At 71.6% G+C, this 17,616-nt stretch carries 15 protein-coding genes; 10 read left to right on the top strand and 5 right to left on the bottom strand.

From position 1 onward, the window contains the following. Window positions 1-3: 3 nt before the first annotated feature. Window positions 4-636, bottom strand: a complete 633-nt coding sequence (locus tag QQG74_RS04315; RefSeq protein ID WP_341721126.1) for an MBL fold metallo-hydrolase — start codon at window positions 634-636, stop codon at window positions 4-6. Window positions 637-751: 115 nt separating this feature from the next. On the opposite strand from QQG74_RS04315, the gene QQG74_RS04310 reads away from it, so the two are divergent. Further along, complete coding sequence (locus QQG74_RS04310; RefSeq protein ID WP_341718997.1) at window positions 752-1,762, top strand: DUF4349 domain-containing protein; 1,011 nt, start codon at window positions 752-754, stop codon at window positions 1,760-1,762. On the opposite strand, the gene QQG74_RS04305 is transcribed toward QQG74_RS04310, so the two are convergent. Together QQG74_RS04305 and QQG74_RS04300 are read right to left on the bottom strand one after the other, a co-directional pair. Continuing rightward, a complete protein-coding gene (locus QQG74_RS04305) occupies window positions 1,719-2,981 on the bottom strand; it encodes an amidohydrolase (RefSeq protein ID WP_341718996.1) in 1,263 nt (420 codons plus the stop codon). The genes QQG74_RS04310 and QQG74_RS04305 overlap by 44 nt on opposite strands. A 596-nt stretch (window positions 2,982-3,577) precedes the next feature. After that, window positions 3,578-5,161: a methylmalonyl-CoA mutase family protein gene (locus QQG74_RS04300; RefSeq protein WP_341718995.1), complete on the bottom strand. Its 1,584-nt coding sequence runs from the start codon at window positions 5,159-5,161 to the stop codon at window positions 3,578-3,580. 208 nt (window positions 5,162-5,369) lie between these two features. On the opposite strand from QQG74_RS04300, the gene QQG74_RS04295 reads away from it, so the two are divergent. Both QQG74_RS04295 and QQG74_RS04290 read left to right on the top strand, forming a co-directional pair. Next, window positions 5,370-7,532, top strand: coding sequence for a serine/threonine-protein kinase (locus QQG74_RS04295; protein WP_341718994.1), 2,163 nt, complete (start codon window positions 5,370-5,372; stop codon window positions 7,530-7,532). Between the two features lie 48 nt (window positions 7,533-7,580). Then, a complete protein-coding gene (locus QQG74_RS04290; protein ID WP_341718993.1) occupies window positions 7,581-9,263 on the top strand; it encodes a phospho-sugar mutase in 1,683 nt (560 codons plus the stop codon). Between the two features lie 142 nt (window positions 9,264-9,405). On the opposite strand, the gene QQG74_RS04285 is transcribed toward QQG74_RS04290, so the two are convergent. After that, the gene (locus QQG74_RS04285; RefSeq protein ID WP_341718992.1) at window positions 9,406-10,080 is read right to left on the bottom strand and encodes a GPP34 family phosphoprotein; all 675 of its coding nucleotides are present in this window, start codon (window positions 10,078-10,080) and stop codon (window positions 9,406-9,408) included. Window positions 10,081-10,185: 105 nt separating this feature from the next. Here QQG74_RS04285 and QQG74_RS04280 point away from each other — a divergent pair, with 105 nt between their 5' ends. Then, the gene (locus QQG74_RS04280) at window positions 10,186-10,677 is read left to right on the top strand and encodes an 8-oxo-dGTP diphosphatase (RefSeq protein WP_341718991.1); all 492 of its coding nucleotides are present in this window, start codon (window positions 10,186-10,188) and stop codon (window positions 10,675-10,677) included. 1 nt (window position 10,678) lies between these two features. Here the strand turns inward: QQG74_RS04280 and upp are convergent, their stop codons facing one another. Then, complete coding sequence (gene upp / locus QQG74_RS04275; protein ID WP_341718990.1) at window positions 10,679-11,311, bottom strand: uracil phosphoribosyltransferase; 633 nt, start codon at window positions 11,309-11,311, stop codon at window positions 10,679-10,681. A gap of 133 nt (window positions 11,312-11,444) precedes the next feature. On the opposite strand from upp, the gene deoC reads away from it, so the two are divergent. The 6 genes from deoC (at window position 11,445) to QQG74_RS04245 (ending at window position 17,608) form a co-directional block, all read left to right on the top strand. Continuing rightward, complete coding sequence (gene deoC / locus QQG74_RS04270) at window positions 11,445-12,404, top strand: deoxyribose-phosphate aldolase (protein WP_341718989.1); 960 nt, start codon at window positions 11,445-11,447, stop codon at window positions 12,402-12,404. Window positions 12,405-12,409: 5 nt separating this feature from the next. Continuing rightward, complete coding sequence (locus QQG74_RS04265; protein ID WP_341718988.1) at window positions 12,410-13,840, top strand: aldehyde dehydrogenase family protein; 1,431 nt, start codon at window positions 12,410-12,412, stop codon at window positions 13,838-13,840. Beyond that, complete coding sequence (locus tag QQG74_RS04260) at window positions 13,833-14,657, top strand: aldehyde dehydrogenase family protein (protein ID WP_341718987.1); 825 nt, start codon at window positions 13,833-13,835, stop codon at window positions 14,655-14,657. The genes QQG74_RS04265 and QQG74_RS04260 overlap by 8 nt, the downstream gene beginning before the upstream one ends. Window positions 14,658-14,837: 180 nt before the next feature. After that, window positions 14,838-15,308, top strand: a complete 471-nt coding sequence (locus tag QQG74_RS04255; protein ID WP_341718986.1) for a BlaI/MecI/CopY family transcriptional regulator — start codon at window positions 14,838-14,840, stop codon at window positions 15,306-15,308. A gap of 10 nt (window positions 15,309-15,318) precedes the next feature. After that, on the top strand, window positions 15,319-16,224 hold the full coding sequence (locus QQG74_RS04250) for a M56 family metallopeptidase (RefSeq protein WP_341718985.1): 906 nt from the start codon (window positions 15,319-15,321) through the stop codon (window positions 16,222-16,224). Window positions 16,225-16,351: 127 nt separating this feature from the next. Further along, window positions 16,352-17,608 carry a cytochrome ubiquinol oxidase subunit I gene (locus QQG74_RS04245; protein WP_341718984.1) on the top strand — a complete coding sequence of 419 codons (1,257 nt, stop codon included), beginning with the start codon at window positions 16,352-16,354 and terminating at the stop codon, window positions 17,606-17,608. Window positions 17,609-17,616 lie beyond the last annotated feature (8 nt).

Here is a 17,616-nt window from a genome sequence, read left to right as displayed (position 1 = left end):
GGTTCAGCCGTCGATCCGGGTGCCCGGCTCCAGCCGCTGGTACTCGCTGCCGGACAGGGCGGTGTACTGCCGGTCGAGCACCGCGTACCCGTTGGCGTTGAGCAGCGCGTCGTGCAGGGCGAAGACCCGACGCGGCGCGACCGCGCGGATGAAGTCGACCACCTCGGAGAACTTCGACCAGGGCGCGTGGATCGGCGCGAAGAGGGTGTCGACCTGGACGTCGTCCGGGACGAAAAGGGCATCGCCGGGGTGGTAGACGACGTCGTCGATCAGGTAGCCGAGGTTGTCCACCACCGGGATGTCGGGGTGGATCACCGCGTGCCGGCCGCCGTAGGCCCGGATCGGGACCCCGGCGGCGGTGAACGACTCCCCGGGTACGACCGGACGCAGCACCTCGGCCGCGTCCTTGAGGGTGCCGGCGAGCGCGGCCGGGGCGTGAATGACGAACGGGCGCCGCGCCAACTGCCGGTTGACCGCCTCGACGTCGACGTGGTCGGGATGCTCGTGGGTGATCAGCACCGCGTCGGCCCCGTCCAGCGCCACCGCCGGATCGCTGAACATGCCGGGATCGACGACAAGCACTCCCCCGTCGTGCTCGACCCGCAGGCACGAGTGGGCGTACTTGGTGAGCCGCATCGTGATGGCCTCCATATCGAATCGTGACGTCCTCAGCGCAGTCTGCCGGAACCCGTCGGGTGGCGCGGGGCGTCCGAGCTATCACGCGACTGGGAAAAGTGAGAGGGGAACGGGGATGAGCGTGAGAAGGGTCCGCAGGTCGCCGACCGCGGTGGTGGCGGCGGTTGTCGCCCTGCTGCTGCTCGCCGGATGCAGCAGCGACAGCGGCGGCGACGACTCGGCGGTGTCCGACGCGGGGGCCGCCGCCGGCCCGGCGCACGAGGGAGGCGACGCCGGCACGGCGGAGAAGCCGGCCAGCGGCGGCGCGGCGACGGACACCCGGATCGATAATCGTTCGATCATCTACACCGGATCGCTGCGGGTGAGAGTGGACGACGTGGAGGCCGCCGCGCGCTCGGCCGTTGCCGTGGCCACCCGGGCCGGTGGCTTCGTCGGCGGCGACCAGCGGCACAGCGCCGACGCCGACGCGTTTGCCGAGTTGCAGCTGCGGGTGCCGGCGGACCGCTTCTACGCGGCGGTGGAGGAACTGGCCGGCCTGGGCCGTCAGGAACGTCGGGAGATCGGCACCCAGGATGTCACCGAGGAGACCGTCGATCTCGACGCGCGGATCGCCACCCAGCGGGCCCGGGTGGAGAACGCGCGGCGGCTGCTCGGGCAGGCCAAGTCGATCGCCGACCTGATCAACCTGGAGAACGAACTCGCCCGCCGGGAGGCCGACCTGGCCTCGTTGGAGGCGAAGAAGCGGCGGCTGAGCGACCTGACCGCACTGTCCACGATCACCGTCACCCTGGTCGGACGGGACGCGAGCACCGCCGAGGAGGAGGACGAGAAGCAGATCGGCTTCCTGGTCGGGCTCAGCGGCGGCTGGAAGGTCTTCCTGAACTCGATGACCGTCCTGCTCACCGTGCTCGGTGCGCTCCTGCCGTGGCTGCTGGTGTTCGGCGTACCGCTCGGGGCGGTGTGGTGGCTCAACCGCCGACGCCGCCGCAACCGGCCCCCGGAGCCGGCGCTCGTCGCGCCGGTCGGCGCGCCACCACCGCCGGGCGTCAGCGCACCGCCTCCGGGCGGCACGCCGTCGCAGGTCAGCGCACCGCCGCCAGTGCCTGGAGCGCGGTCTGCACCATGAGTCGTACGCCCACCGGGATCGCCCGTTCGTCCACGTCGAACGACGCCCGGTGCAGGTCCACGTTCGGCCCGGAGCGGCCGACCCCGAGGCGGGCCAACGCGCCGGGGACGTACTCCAGATACCAGGAGAAGTCCTCGCCGCCCATGCTCTGCGGGGTCTCCACGACCGCATCCGGGCCGAGCGCGGCGAGGGTTGCGCCGCTCAGCACCTTGATGGCCTGTGCGTCGTTGCAGACCGGCGGACGGCCGCGCAGGTATTCCAGGTCGACCGTGGCCCCGGTCGGCGCGATGACGTCCCGGACCACCTGGGAGACGATCTTCGGGGCCGTCTCCCAGGCGTCCCGGTCCATCACCCGCAGCGTGCCGGAGGCGGACGCCTCGGAGGGGATGACGTTGTACCGGGTGCCCGCGGTGGCGTGCCCGAAGACCAGCAGCAGCCCGCTGTTTGCCGGCACCCGCCGGCTGACCAGGGCCGGCACCTCGGTGATCAACCGGCCGAGCGCGTCGACCAGGTCGACGGTCAGGTGCGGGCGGGCGGTGTGGCCGCCCGGCCCGGTGAGCCGGACGGTGACGTTGTCCGCGGCGGCGGTGATCGGGCCCACCCGTAGGCCGACCTTGCCGACCGGCTGGCTCGGGTCGCAGTGCAGCGCGAAGATCTGCACCACGTCGTCGAGGCCACCGGCCTCGATCACCTCCAGCGAGCCGCAGGGCAGGATCTCCTCGGCGGGCTGGAAGATCAACCGGACCCGGCCCGGCAGCTCGCCGGAGTCCGCGAGCTGGGCGAGCAGCATGCCGACGCCGAGCAGGACGGTGGTGTGCACGTCATGGCCGCAGGCGTGGCAGACGCCCTCCACGGTGGAGCGGTAGGGCACGTCCTTGACGTCGGTGAGCGGCAGCGCGTCGATGTCGGCGCGCAGCGCGATCACCGGACCGTCCGGCCGCCCGTCGATGTCGCAGATGACGCCGTTGCCCTTCGGCAGCAGCCGAGGGCTGAGCCCGGCCAGGGCGAGTTCCCGGGCGATCAACGCGGCGGTCTCGAACTCCGCACCGGAGAGCTCCGGATGCGAGTGGATGTGACGGCGGGTAGCGATCAGGCCCGGTACCCGGAGGGCGAGCAGGTGGTCCAGCTCGAAGGGCAGGGGCTCAGCACCGGCCGGCGGCGCCTCCGGCCAGGACGGCGCCAGCTGGTCGCCGGTCGGCATCGTCAACGCACTCGTCACGTCGAAATCTCGATCACTAGAGATGGATGGATCATTGGGAACAGCAGACAGCGTAGACCCCCGAAGGTAACTCTGCGCAACCTCGTTCCGGTGATGGTCAGACCGCACAGCGTCACGAATGCCCTGCTCGGAGCCTTCACGCGCGTACGAGACAGCAGGTAGATCGCGGTCAGCCGCCGTCACCCGACCCCCACCTCCTACAACGCGTAACCGAGCCCGGCCCGCCAGGAACTTCGTGAATTCCTGGACCGGCGTTCCGAATTGTCGCATTAGTCAGACGAATTAACTGACCGTATGACGACTACCCGACCACCCCCGGCGACCGGCACCGTGGACGTTCACACGTTCGGGCCTCCCCCGACCGCACACCATGTGCGTCCTGGAGATCACCTGAATGGGAGTACCCGGCGAGCGCGCTTCCGACACGCTCCGCACCGGCCAGGCCCGCTGCACGAGCCGAGCCGGGCGGCCGACCGGGCGGAGTGGCGGGCGCGTCCGGTGGGGGCCGCAGCGCGCCGGGTGAAGTGGCCGGTGCCGGGTGAAGGGCCGGGAAACCGGGTGGAGTGGCCGGGCCGTGGTGGGCCCGGCCGGGCCGATCAGAAGCGGTCGGTCGGGCGGTACTTGCCCCACACCTCGCGCAGCGCCCCGCAGACCTCGCCAACGGTCGCCCGCTCGCGCAGCGCCGCCTTCATCGGATGGAGCACGTTACCGGTGCCGGAGGCGGTCGCCCGCAGCTCGGCCAGGGCCCGCGTCACGGCGTCGCCGTCACGCTCGGCGCGCAGCTTGGCCAGCCGTTCGGCCTGCGCCGCCTCGATCGCCGGATCGACCCGCAGCGGCTCGTACGGCTCCTCCTCGTCGATGGCGAACCGGTTCAGCCCGACCACCACCCGCTCACCCGAGTCGATCTCCTGCGCCACCCGGTACGCCGACTGCTCGATCTCCCGCTTCTGGAAGCCCGCCTCGATGGCATCCACCGCCGAACCGTGCTCGAAGACCCGGGCCATCAGCGCGTCGACCGCCGTCTCGATCTCGGCGGTCATCGCCTCCACCACGTACGAGCCGGCGAACGGGTCGACGGTGGCGGTGAGGTCCGTCTCGTACGCGAGCACCTGCTGGGTACGCAACGCCAGCCGGGCCGCCTTCTCGGTGGGCAGCGCGATCGCCTCGTCGAAGCTGTTGGTGTGCAGCGACTGGGTGCCGCCGAGCACCGCACCGAGCCCCTGCACCGCCACCCGGACCAGGTTCACCTCGGGCTGCTGGGCGGTCAGCTGCACGCCGGCCGTCTGGGTGTGGAAGCGCAGCATCATCGACTTCGGATTCTTCGCCCCGAACTCGTCGCGCATCAGCCGGGCCCAGATCCGCCGGGCGGCCCGGAACTTCGCCACCTCCTCCAGCAGGGTGGTGCGGGCGACGAAGAAGAACGACAGCCGGGGGGCGAAGTCGTCCACGGCCAGCCCGGCGGCGATCGCGGCCCGCACGTACTCGACGCCGTTGGCAAGCGTGAAGGCGATCTCCTGCACGGGAGAGGCACCGGCCTCGGCCATGTGATAGCCCGAGATGGAGATGGTGTTCCACTTCGGCACCTCGGCCCGGCAGTAGCCGAACGTGTCGGCGACCAGCCGCAGCGAGGGCTTCGGCGGGAAGATGTACGTCCCCCGAGCGATGTACTCCTTGAGGATGTCGTTCTGGATGGTGCCGTTCAGCGCCGAGCCGGGCACCCCGTTCTCCTCGGCCACGAGCTGGTAGAGCAGGAGCAGCACCGAACCGGGGGCGTTGATCGTCATCGAGGTGGAGACCTTGTCCAGCGGGATGCCGTCGAAGAGCAGCCGCATGTCCTCGATGGAGTCGATGGCGACCCCGACCTTGCCCACCTCGCCGTGCGCGATCGGGTCGTCGGAGTCGTAGCCCATCTGGGTGGGCAGGTCGAAGGCGACCGAGAGACCCATCGTGCCGGCCCGCAACAACTGGTGGTAGCGCGCGTTGGATTCGGTGGCGGTGCCAAAACCGGCATACTGGCGCATGGTCCACGGACGGGAGGTGTACATGGTCGGGTAGACGCCGCGGGTGTACGGGAACTCGCCCGGCCCGCCCAGCCGGGAGTCCAGGTCGTCGGGAAGGTCGGCCGCCGCGTACACACCCTTGATCGGGAAACCGGACTCGCTCAACCGCCGTTCGCTCATCACCGGATGGTAGGCCGGAGAAGCCGGACAGCCGAGTGAGGGGTAGCACACACTACGCATCGAACAGTCGTCACCGAACGCGAGAACGCGAGTGCGTACCGTGCAGTAACGGAAACGGTCCCCGTGCCGGCTTTCGCATCGGGCGTCTGAACCAGCAAGATAGGGAGGTTGTGTCCCAGCCCCCCTCGATTCCCCCGGTGGCTTTTCTGTGACTCAGATCCCGACGTGGAGCGGCGGACCAGTCAGCACCCCTACCAACGGACGCGCGACACCCGGCACCGTCATCGGTGACCGGTACTCGCTGCGTTCCACGGTGGGCAACGGTGGCATGGGCACGGTTTGGCGGGCCACAGACACACTCTTGCGCCGCGACGTGGCGGTCAAGGAGGTCGTCCTCCCACCGGGGCTGGCCCCGAGCGACCGCGACGCGATGTACGAACGCACCCTGCGCGAGGCCCGCGCCGCCGCCGCCATCGCCCACCCCGCCGTGGTGCAGGTCTACGACGTGGTCACCGAGGGTGGCCGGCCGTGGATCGTGATGGAGCTGCTCGACGCCCGCAGCCTTGCCGACATGGTGATCGAGGACGGGCCGGTCACCCAGCGGGTGGTCGCCAAGATCGGCATTGCCCTGCTCGGCGCGCTGGAGGTGGCCCACGCGATCGGCGTGCTGCACCGCGACGTCAAGCCCGCCAACGTGCTGATCTGCTCGGACGGGCGCTGCGTACTCACCGACTTCGGCGTGGCCCGGATGCCCACCGACGTGCAGCTCACCACGCCGGGCATGGTGCTCGGCTCGCCGCACTTCATCTCGCCCGAGCGGGCCATGGGGCAGGAGTTCGGCCCGCCCAGCGACCTCTTCTCGCTCGGCGTGACGCTCTACACGGCGGTGGAGGGGCGTCCGCCCTTCGACCGGGGCGACCCGATCGAGACCATGCACGCGGTGGTCGAGGACCCGCCGGCCCCGCCGCAGCGCAGCGGCCCGCTGACCCGGGTGCTGATGGGCCTGCTGGAGAAGGATCCGGCCCGCCGGCTCGACGTGCACACCGCCCGCGCCATGCTGCGCGAACTGCTCGCCGGACCGCTGAGCAGCAACGCCGCCGCGGTCAACTCGATGACCGACCCGTACTCGGTGATGCAGATGCCGCAGCCCGCACCGGTCACCGCTCCGGCGGCGGCGAAGAAGCCGGAGCCGAGCGGGCAGATCGGCGGCCCGGCGATGCTCGCGCCCGGTGAGTCGCTTACCGACCGGCTCGCCGCGCTGCGTCGGGGTGAGCGTCCCGGTGTGGCCACCGCAGCCAGCGCCAGCGCCATGGCGGACACCAGCGCCGACGCGCTGGCCCGGCCGGCGCAGCAGAGCGCCGCGATGTCCGCACCGCCCACCGGTCGCACCTACGGCGCCGGAGCAGAGGCCACTCAGCGCATCGGTGGGGCCGAGGCCACTCAGCGCATCGGTGGGGCCGAGGCCACCCAGCACATCGGCGGTGCCGAGGCGACCCAGCGGTTCGGGGCCGAGAGCACCCAGCGGATCGGCACCGACGCCACCCAGCGCGTCGGGCCCGCGGTGTTCGGCTACGGCGGCGGGCAGCCCGACGCCACCCAGCAACTCGGCGGCTACCGCGCCGGCCAGCAGCTCAGCGGCGGCGGTTACGGCGCCGGCCAGTGGCCGGCCGCGCCCAGCCACCAGTACGGCGCACCGCCACCCGCCGCTGCTGCCGGCACCAGCCCGCTCGACCGGGCGAAGGCCATCGGTGCCCGGCTGGTCGCCACCGTGCAGGGCTGGCCGCGCAAAATGCAGTTGGCGGCGGCCGGCGGCCTCGCCCTGCTGCTGCTGATCACCGTCGTGGCCCTCACCGGCGGCGACGACTCCCCGCCCACCACCCCGCTCGCCGAGCCGTCCAACAGCGCCGAGGAGGGCCCCGGCGTCGAGATGCAGGAGCACTCGGGGCGCGGGGTGCAGATGCTGGTGCCGAAGGGCTGGAAAAAGGCCGCACCCAAGGGCGCCGTCTATGTGGACTACACCGACCCGGAGGACAGTGGCCGCCGGGTCCGCATCCTCAACGAGGAGTGGCGCGGCACCTCGGCCCGCTGGGCGGAGGTCGCCGAGAACGGTCTGCGCACCAGGTCGACCTCCTGCGCCAAGCCGTACAACCAGGTCTCGAAGGAGACCAGGGAACTCGCCGGCAAGCCGTCGGTCGAGTTCGAGTACACCTGCGGCGAGGGTGACAGCATGCGGCACGGGGTGTGGCACGGCGTCGCCCACGACGGACGGATCTACTCGTTCTACCTCACCTCGAACGACGCCCGCTTCGCCGAGAGCAAGCCGATCTACGACGAGATGCTGAAGTCGTTCCAGCTCACCGCCGCCGGCTGAGCCGGGGCGCGCGTCCGTGGTGATCCGCCGCCGTGCTATCAAGAGGCCATGGCGGCGGACACCACTGATCTCGACACACTCCGCGAGCGGGCCGAACGTTGGCTCGCCGACGACCCCGACCCGGCCGACCGGGCGGAGCTGCGGGCGGTGCTCGATCGCCTCCCGGCCAGCGCCCCCGAGTTGGCCGACCGGTTCGCCGGGCCGCTGACCTTCGGCACCGCCGGGCTGCGCGGGCCGCTGCGCGCCGGCCCCAACGGGATGAACCTCGCCGTGGTCACCCAGGCCGCCGCCGGGCTGGTCGCCTGGCTCGCGGCCCAGGGTGGCACCGGCCCGCTGGTGATCGGGTACGACGCTCGGCGCGGCTCCCGCGAATTCGCCGCCCGGACCGCCCAGGTCGCCACCGGGGCGGGTCGCCCGGCGCTGCTGCTCCCCCGACCACTGCCCACCCCGGTGCTGGCCTACGCGGTGCGGCAGTTGGGGGCCGTCGCCGGAGTGATGGTCACCGCGAGCCACAACCCGCCACAGGACAACGGCTACAAGGTCTACCTCGGTGCCGAACTCGGCGGCGTGCTGGGTGCCGGGGCGCAGATCGTGCCGCCCGCCGACGCCGGCATCGAGGCCGCCATCCGCGCGGTCGGCCCGCTTGCCGAGGTGCCGCTCGGTGCCGCCGGGCAGGTGCTCGGCGACGAGATCGTCGCCGGGTACGTGGCACGGGCGGTGCAGGTGCTACCCGCCGGTGGTCCCCGGAACCTGAACGTGGCGTACACCCCGCTGCACGGTGTCGGGGCGACCGTCCTCACCGCCGCCTTCGCCGCCGCCGGCTTCCCCGTGCCCGGGGTGGTCCCGGACCAGGCCGAACCCGATCCACGCTTCCCCACCGTGCACTTTCCCAACCCCGAGGAGCCGGGCGCGGTGGACCGCCTGGTCGCGCTCGCCGACGCCACCGGCGCCGACCTCGCCATCGCCAACGACCCCGACGCCGACCGCTGCGCGGTCGCGGTCCGCGATCCCGCAAGCGGGAGCGGGGGGTCGGGCTGGCGGATGCTGCGCGGGGACGAGGTGGGCGTACTGCTCGCCGACCATCTGATGCGGCGCGGGGTGACCGGCCTGTACGCCACCACCATCGTCTCGTCGTCGCTGCTGCGGGCGATGTGCGCCGCCCGGGGCCTGCCGTACGACGAGACGCTCACCGGGTTCAAGTGGATCGTCCGGGCCGGCGGTGGCACCGAGCCGCTGGTCTTCGGCTACGAGGAGGCGCTCGGCTACTGCGTCGCCCCGGAACACGTCCGGGACAAGGACGGCATCACCGCCGCACTTACCGTCGCCGAACTGGCCGCCGGCCTCAAGGCGCAGGGGCGTACGCTCACCGACCGGCTTGACGAGTTGGCCGCCGAGTTCGGCGTGCACCACACCGACCAACTCTCGGTACGCGTCGACGACCTGCGGCTGATCTCCGACGCGATGGCCCGCATCCGCGCCACCACCCCCGGCACGCTGCTCGACCAGCCGGTCATCGAGACCCGGGACCTGCTCCCGGAGGCGGACGTGGTGATCTTGCGTACCGACACCGCCCGAGTGGTGATCCGCCCCTCCGGCACCGAGCCGAAACTCAAGGCGTACCTCGAAGTGGTGCAACCGGTCGCGGCCGGCGACGTCGCCGCGGCACGCTCCCGCGCGACGAGCGCCGTCGCAACGTTACGCACCGAAATCGCCCACGCCCTGGGCGTGTAAGGAAGGGCCCCTTATTAACGCATCGTGCATAGGAAGGGCCCCCTTTTAACAGTCGCCGCGCACCAGCCCGCTGCGCTGGGTAACCGTCGGACAAGCGGCACAACATCACCATCCGGGTGCTGCCGCTGGCGGCCGGAACGGGTCAGCGGCGGGGGCCGAGGGCGGCCTCGACGGCGCGCCCCAGGGCGGCCACCACCAGACCGACCGAGGGACGGACCACCGAATCCGCAAGGCTCACCTCGCCGGAGAAGCCGGCACCGCTGGCGATCTCCGCCAGTCGGCGGCGGGCGCGGTCGGCGGCCTCGCCGGTGACGCCGAGCGCGGACTCCATCCGCAGTACGGCGACCAGGGTGGCCAGCGCGGCGGTCCGCTCGTCCGGGGCGGCGCCGGTCAACGCGGCGGCGAGCCGCTGGCGGGAGTCCGCCTCCACCGAGCGGTCCAGCACCGGATAACGGTGTACGTGGATGAAGCCCAACTCGGTCTCGTCCACGTCCCGGACGACGCCGTGGTCGCAGAGGTCACCGAGGATCTTGTCGCGCAGGCCGTGCCGCAGCCGCTGCACCCAGGACGACGGGCTGTGTGGCGTGTCGGCGGCGATCCGGGCCAGCACGTCGTCGGTGATCGGCTCGCCGGTCGGCGTCGGGTCGACCACCGTCAGGGTGCCGTCGGCGTACGCGATCCGCTCGGCGAGCGCCAGCTCGATCAGGACCGCCGCAGCCATCCCGAGGTCGAGGCTGATCCGTGGCATCGTCGACTTGCCGGTCTCGTCGTCGTACGCGAGCAGGAGCAACTCCTCGGCGAGCGGCACACCAGTCATGTTCCGAGACGCTAGTCCCTGCACCCCACTCGTCGCGGGTCAAATCCACCCCGCCACACGGCGCGGCCCGGTCCGAACCGGAAGCGATGAACGTACGGTGTCCGGGTGCAGGCGATCATGGCGACCCTCGGCTATCTGCTCACCCCGGACCGGCGTCAGGTGCTGCTGGTGCACCGTGATCGGCGCCCCGACGACCTGCACCTGGGCTACTGCAACGGGCTCGGCGGCAAGTTGGAGCCGGGCGAGGACGCCGCCGCCGGGATGGCCCGGGAGATCCGGGAGGAGTCCGGGCTGGACTGCCACGAGTTGGAGTTGGCCGGCACCATCTCCTGGCCCGGGTTCGGTCGGGCCGGGGAGAACTGGTTCGCCTTCGTCTTCCGGGTCACCGGGTGGTCCGGTCAGCCGTACCGGGAGTGCCCGGAGGGCACCCTGGCCTGGCACCCGGTGGCGGACCTGCTCACCGGCCGGGTGCCGGTACGCCCCAGCGACGCCAACTTCCTGCCGCTGGTCTTCGCCGAGCCGCCTCGGCTCTTCCACGGCGTGCAGCCGTTCTCCGGTGGCGTACCGCAGAGCTGGTCGCACACCCTGACCGGCTGAGTCAGAACCGGGGCATGCCGCCGAACTGCCGGTCACCGGCGTCGCCGAGACCCGGCACGATGAACTTGCTGTCGTTGAGGCCATCGTCGATGGCGGCGGTGACCAGGCGCAACGGTAGGCCGGAGCGCTCCAGCCGCGCGATGCCCGCCGGGGCCGCGAGCACGCAGAGCACGGTGATCTCGGTACAGCCGCGTTCGGCCAGCAGCCGGCAGCAGTGCTCCAGCGACCCTCCGGTGGCCAGCATCGGGTCGAGGACCAGCACCGGCAGGCCGCTCAGGTCCCGGGGCAGGGATTCCATGTAGGCACGCGGCGCGAACGTCTCCTCGTCGCGGGCCAGCCCGACGAAGCCCATCGAGGACTCGGGCAGCAGCCCCAGCGCGGCGTCGGCCATGCCGAGACCGGCCCGCAGCACCGGCACCAGCAGCGGCGGGTTGGCCAGCCGGGTGCCGTCGGTGTCGGTGACGGGGGTACGCACCGGGTACTTCTCGACCGGGAAGTAGCGGGCTGCCTCGTACACCAGCATGGTGGTGAGTTCGTGCAGCGCGGCCCGGAACGAGGCGGAGTCGGTCCGTTCGTCCCGCATGGCGGTCAGCCGGGACTGGGCGAGCGGATGGTCAATGACGAGTACGTCCACGATCGCTCAACCTACCTGCCCGGGCGGCTGCCGCGACCGGCCCGGCCCGGACCAGCGACGTCGCTCACCCTTGCGCGCCCAGCAGCTGCCGTGATCAAGATCACTCCAGGTCGACCTGCGTAGACTTCGAGCCATGACGGCGACAGCGACGTCGGCCCGGTCGGACCTCACCGAACTGGGACGATCCGAGACCGCTCTGCGGACCTTCCTGCACGGCCTACCGGGCGTGGACCAGGTCGGCGCGGAGCAGCGGGCAGCCCAACTCGGCACCCGATCCATCAAGACCACCGCCAAGGCCCAGGCGATCGATCTCGCCATCCGGATGGTCGACCTGACGACGCTTGAGGGCGCGGACACCCCGGGCAAGGTGCGGGCGCTCGCCGCCAAGGCACTGCGCCCGGACCCGGCCGACCCGTCCTGCCCGCACGTCGGCGCGGTCTGCGTCTACCCGTCGATGGTCCCGCACGTGGCCGAGGTGCTGCGCGGCAGCAAGGTCCACCTGGCCAGCGTGGCGACCGCCTTCCCGTCCGGTCAGGCACCGCTGGAGGTCAAGCTCGCCGACACCCGTGCGGCCGTCGGGGCGGGCGCGGACGAGATCGACATGGTGATCAACCGGGGTGCCTTCCTGGCCGGCCGCTACGCCGAGGTGTACGACGAGATCGTGGCGACCAAGCAAGCCTGCGGCGACGCGCACCTCAAGGTGATCCTGGAGACCGGCGAGCTGGCCACGTACGACAACGTGCGCCGTGCCTCCTGGCTGGCGATGCTTGCCGGCGGCGACTTCATCAAGACCTCCACCGGCAAGGTCCCGGTCGCGGCCACCCTGCCGGTGACTCTGGTGATGCTGGAGGCGGTCCGCGACTTCCGGGCCGCCACCGGGCGGCAGGTCGGTGTGAAGCCGGCCGGCGGCATCAAGAACACCAAGGACGCCATCAAGTACCTGGTCATGGTCAACGAGACCGTCGGGCCGGACTGGCTGGACCCGGACTGGTTCCGCTTCGGCGCGTCCAGCCTCCTCAACGACCTGCTGATGCAGCGCACCAAGCTGAAGACCGGCGTCTACGCCGGTCCCGACTACTTCACCCTGGACTGACCGCGATGTTCGAATATGCTCCCGCCCCCGAGTCGCGCTCGGTGGTGGACCTCAAACCGTCCTACGGCCTGTTCATCGACGGCAAGTTCGTCGACCCGGCCGACGGCGGCAGCTTCAAGTCGGTGAACCCGGCCTCCGAGGAGGTGCTGGCCGAGATCGCCGAGGGTGGCGCGCAGGATGTGGACCGCGCGGTCCGTGCCGCTCGGCAGGCGTACGAGAAGGTCTGGGGTCCGATGCCGGGCCGGGACCGGGCCAAGTACCTGTACCGGATCGCCCGGATCATCCAGGAGCGTTCCCGCGAGCTGGCCGTGCTGGAGTCGCTTGACAACGGCAAGCCGATCAGGGAGTCCCGCGACGTCGACCTGCCGCTGGTCGCCGCGCACTTCTTCTACTACGCGGGCTGGGCCGACAAGCTTCCGCACGCTGGCTTCGGGGCGAACCCGCAGCCGCTCGGCGTGGCCGCGCAGGTCATCCCGTGGAACTTTCCGCTGCTGATGCTGGCCTGGAAGATCGCCCCCGCGCTGGCGGCGGGCAACACGGTGGTGCTGAAGCCGGCCGAGACCACCCCGCTGACCGCGCTGCTCTTCGCCGACATCTGCCAGCAGGCCGACCTGCCGCCCGGCGTGGTCAACATCGTCACCGGTGCCGGCGACACCGGCCGGGCGCTGGTGGAGCACGACGGCGTGGACAAGGTCGCCTTCACCGGTTCCACCGACGTCGGCCGGGCCATCGCCCGCGCGGTCGCCGGTACGCGCAAGAAGCTCACCCTGGAGCTGGGCGGTAAGGCCGCGAACATCGTCTTCGACGATGCTCCGATCGACCAGGCGGTCGAGGGAATCGTCAACGGCATCTTCTTCAACCAGGGCCACGTCTGCTGCGCCGGTTCCCGGCTGCTGGTTCAGGAGTCGGTCGCCGAGCAGGTGCTGGAGTCGCTCAAGCGCCGGATGGCCCAGTTGCGCGTCGGCGACCCGCTGGACAAGAACACCGACATCGGGGCGATCAACTCGGCCGCCCAGCTGGCCCGGATCAAGGAACTCTCCGAGGCCGGTGCCGCCGAGGGCGCGCAGCGCTGGTCGCCGCCGTGCGAGCTGCCCGAGCGCGGCTTCTGGTTCGCGCCGACCATCTTCACCGGGGTCACCCAGGCGCACCGGATCGCCCGCGAGGAGATCTTCGGCCCGGTGCTCTCCGTGCTCACCTTCCGCACCCCGGCCGAGGCGGTGGAGAAGGCGAACAACACGCCGTACGGGCTGTCGGCCGGGATCTGGACCGACAAGGGCTCCCGGATTCTCTGGCTGGCCGACCGGCTGCGGGCCGGCGTGGTCTGGGCCAACACGTTCAACAAGTTCGACCCGACCTCGCCGTTCGGCGGCTACAAGGAGTCGGGCTACGGCCGCGAGGGTGGCCGGCACGGGCTGGAGGCGTACCTCAATGTCTGAGCGGGTCGCGGTACGCAAGACGTACAAGCTCTTCATCGGCGGGAAGTTCCCGCGTAGCGAGTCGGGACGGTCGTATCTCGTGCAGGACTCCAACGTGTCGCTGGCCTCCCGCAAGGACGCCCGGGACGCCGTGGTCGCCGCCCGCGCCGCCGGCAAGGGGTGGGCCGGGGCTACCGCGTACAACCGGGGTCAGATTCTCTACCGGGTGGCCGAGATGCTGGAAGGTCGGCGCGAGCAGTTCGTCGCCCTCGGCGTACCCGGCGACGAGGTGGACGCGGCGACCGACCGCTGGGTCTGGTACGCGGGCTGGTCGGACAAGCTGCCGCAGGTCTACGGCGGTGCCAACCCGGTGGCCGGGCCGTACTTCAACCTCTCCGCGCCGGAACCGACCGGCGTGGTGGCGGTGGTGGCTCCCGAGGCACCGGCGCTGCTCGGCCTGGTCAGCGTGATCGCCCCGGCGATCGTGACCGGGAACACCGTGGTGGTGGCCGCCTCGCCGGCCGCCCCGCTGGCCGCGGTGACCCTGGCCGAGGTGCTGGCCACCTCCGACCTGCCCGGCGGTGTGGTCAACATCCTCACCGGCCGGCTGCCGGAGACCGTGCCGACGCTTGCCGCGCACATGGACGTCAACGCGATCGACCTGACCGGCGTGGCCGACCCGGAGTTGGCGGCCGATCTGGAGGTCAAGGCGGCGGAGAACCTCAAGCGGGTGCTCCGGCCGGTGCCCGCCGATCACGACTGGTCGGCGGATCCGGGCCTGAGCCGGATGACCGCGTTGCTGGAGACGAAGACGGTCTGGCACCCGAAGGGGGTCTGAGTTCCCGGTTCGCGCTGTGGAGGGTTTCCGGGGAGCCCCGCCCGCTCCGGGCGGTCAGGCTTGATCCCTGCGCGGGCGGGGCTCCCCGGAAACCTGACCTGGGCGCGGTCCGAGCTTGGGTTACGGCTTCAGGGGTGCTGCCCCAGGGGCGGGGACTACTACGGGGGGTAGGATTGCGGCGTGACTCGGCTCGGTGACCTCGAACGCGCGGTGATGGATGTGCTGTGGGACGGCGCCCCCGGCGCGTCGCACGGCGTCACGGTGCGGGAGGTGGCCGAGGCGCTGGACGGGCGCGAGCTGGCGTACACGACGGTGATGACGGTGCTGGATCGGCTCGCCGGCAAGGGCATGGTCGAGCGCGAGCGCGAGGGTCGGGCCTGGCGGTACCGGGCCGCGGCCAGCCGCGAGGCGTACATCGCCCAGCTCATGCTTGAGGCGTTGGACCTGGGCGGCAGCCGGGACGCGGCGCTCGTCCGGTTCGCCCGCTCGGTCACCGGCACCGAGGCCGACGTGCTGCGCGCCGCCCTCTCCGCCGAGGCCGGGATGGCGTCGAGCCCGGCGGACGGCGGGCCGCTCACCGATCGGGTCGAGGCACCTGCGGCCGATCCGGCGTCCCGGCCGGGTCGGGCCGGCGAGACGGCCGAACGGTAGGGGCGACGCCGTGGCCCACACCCTGCACTTCGCCGCCTCGATGGTGGCGTGTTGGCTGATCGCTCAGGTGTTGGCTCGGTCCACCTGGACGTGGCGCAGCCCCCGGGTGGCGATCCTCTGCTGGCAGGCGGTCGGCCTGGGCGCCGGCCTGAGCGCGGTGGGCCTGCCGATATCGCTCGGGCTGACCCCTTACCAGCGGGGCACCGGCAGCGCCCTGCTCGCGCTCGCCGGCGACCTGTGGCACAACACCCTGCCGGCCGAGCTGGGCGTCGTGCACCTGGGGCTGGTCGGCGTCGGTCTCGGCATCGGGGCGGTGCTGCTCACCACGACGGTACGCAGCATCCACGGCACGGTACGCGCCCAGCGCCGGCACCGGGAGTTGCTCACCCTGGTGGCCCGGCGGGATCCCACCGTGCCCGGGGCGCTGGTGCTGGATCACCCTGGCGCGGCCGCGTACTGCCTGCCGGGGATGCGGCCCCGGGTGGTGGTCAGCGCCGGCACGCTGAACCTGCTCGACCGGGCCGAGTTGGCGGCGGTGCTCGCCCACGAGCGAGCACACGCACAGGAGCGGCACGACCTGGTGTTGCTGCCGTTCACCGCGCTGTGCCGGGCGCTGCCCTGGGTGCGCTGGGTCCGGCAGGCACACGAGCGGGTCGGCCTGCTGGTCGAGATGCGGGCCGACGACAAGGCGCGGGAGTTGCACGCCGAGGCGCCGCTGGCCGGGGCGCTGCGGCGCTTCGCCGCCGCCGAGAACCGGATCACCCCGACCGGCGCGCTCGGCCTGGGCGACCGGGACCTGGACGTACGCGTGCAGCGGCTGCTGGTCACCGAGCGCCCGCCCCGGCTGCTCGGTGCCGTCGCGCTGGCGGTGACCACCACCGCCGCCTATCTGCCGATCTCGCTCTTCCTGAGCTGACCACCTGACCACCTGACCACCCTGAATTGACCCTGATCATGCGGGCTCCGGTCGTCGCGCGGCGCAATAGGTAGCGTCTCTACGTGTAGGCTCCCTATCTCACTTGATCCCCTCAGGAGAGCCGGTCATGGACACCCTGCTCCTCGCCCGCCTACAGTTCGCCGCGACCGCGTCGGTGCACTTCCTCTTCGTGGCCGTCACCCTCGGCCTGGTCACCCTCCTCGTCGGGTTGCAGACCGCCTGGCTGGTCACCGGCAACCACCGCTGGGAGCGGCTGACCCGGTTCTGGGGACAGCTCTACGTGATCAATTACGTGCTCGGCATCGCCACCGGCATCGTGATGGAGTTCCAGTTCGGGCTGAACTGGAGTGGGCTGTCGCGCTACGTCGGCAACGTCTTCGGCGCTCCGCTTGCCATCGAGACGCTCGTCGCCTTCTTCCTGGAGTCGACCTTCCTCGGCATGTGGATCTTCGGCTGGCACCGGCTGCGCCGGGGCGTACACCTCGCGCTGCTGTACGGCGTCGCGCTCACCGCGTACGCCTCGGCGTTCTGGATCATGGTGGCCAATTCCTGGTTGCAGAACCCGGTCGGCTACGAGGTACGCGACGGCGTCGCCCACCTGACCGACTTCTCCGCGCTGCTGACCAACCCGGCGCTGGGGATGGCGCTCGGCCACGTGGTGTCGGCCGCCCTGCTCACCGGCGGGCTGCTGATGGCCGGGATCAGCGCCTGGCACCTGCTCCGGCGCACCACCGATTACGACCTGTTCCGCACCTCGCTGCGGATCGGTGTGGTCACCGCCACGCTGTCGATCGGCCTCGTGCAGGGCTTCGGCTTCGCCCAGTTCGGGTCGGTGAACGTGGTGCAGCCGACCAAGTTCGGCGGCGAGACCCCCGAGGCCGAGGCGCTGATCGCCGACTGGACCGCCCGGTTCGGGCCGGGCGACTACCTGCCGCCGGTACTGGCCAACGTCGGGCTCGGGTTCATGATCCTGATCGGCTTCGGTCTCGGCCTGCTCTGGCTGCTGCTGCCGCTGCTCTGGCGGGACTGGATCATCCGGCTCCGGGTTCCGCTCTGGCTGCTCGTGCTCGCCGTGCCGGTGCCGTTCGTGGCACTGATCCTGGGCTGGCTCGCCCGCGAGATCGGCCGCCAGCCCTGGGTGGCGTACGGGCTGCTGCCGGTGGACCAGGCCGTCTCCCCGATCAGCGGATGGCTGATGGCCGCCTCACTTACCGGCTTCACGCTGCTGCTCGGCACCCTCGCCGTCACCAACTGGGTGCTGCTGGCCCGACACGCCGCCCGAGGCGCCGCCGATCCCGCTCTCGGCCGTCCGCCGGCCCATCCGGCCACCGACGACGCCCACCCCGAGCCCACCTTCGTCTGAGGGAGAAC

Source organism: Micromonospora sp. FIMYZ51 (assembly GCF_038246755.1).
In the GTDB taxonomy this organism is placed as follows: Bacteria; Actinomycetota; Actinomycetes; order Mycobacteriales; family Micromonosporaceae; genus Micromonospora.
The sequence above is the reverse complement of the archived record's forward strand: the minus strand, read 5'-3'. Positions and strand labels throughout refer to the sequence as shown.

Coding starts and splice junctions, on each gene's coding strand:
- QQG74_RS04315 (WP_341721126.1), bottom strand. CDS start 636: ATGCGGCTCACCAAGTACGCCCACTCGTGCCTGCGGGTCGAGCACGAC.
- QQG74_RS04310 (WP_341718997.1), top strand. CDS start 752: ATGAGCGTGAGAAGGGTCCGCAGGTCGCCGACCGCGGTGGTGGCGGCG.
- QQG74_RS04300 (WP_341718995.1), bottom strand. CDS start 5,161: ATGAGCGAACGGCGGTTGAGCGAGTCCGGTTTCCCGATCAAGGGTGTG.
- QQG74_RS04290 (WP_341718993.1), top strand. CDS start 7,581: ATGGCGGCGGACACCACTGATCTCGACACACTCCGCGAGCGGGCCGAA.
- QQG74_RS04285 (WP_341718992.1), bottom strand. CDS start 10,080: ATGACTGGTGTGCCGCTCGCCGAGGAGTTGCTCCTGCTCGCGTACGAC.
- deoC (WP_341718989.1), top strand. CDS start 11,445: ATGACGGCGACAGCGACGTCGGCCCGGTCGGACCTCACCGAACTGGGA.
- QQG74_RS04265 (WP_341718988.1), top strand. CDS start 12,410: ATGTTCGAATATGCTCCCGCCCCCGAGTCGCGCTCGGTGGTGGACCTC.
- QQG74_RS04260 (WP_341718987.1), top strand. CDS start 13,833: ATGTCTGAGCGGGTCGCGGTACGCAAGACGTACAAGCTCTTCATCGGC.
- QQG74_RS04245 (WP_341718984.1), top strand. CDS start 16,352: ATGGACACCCTGCTCCTCGCCCGCCTACAGTTCGCCGCGACCGCGTCG.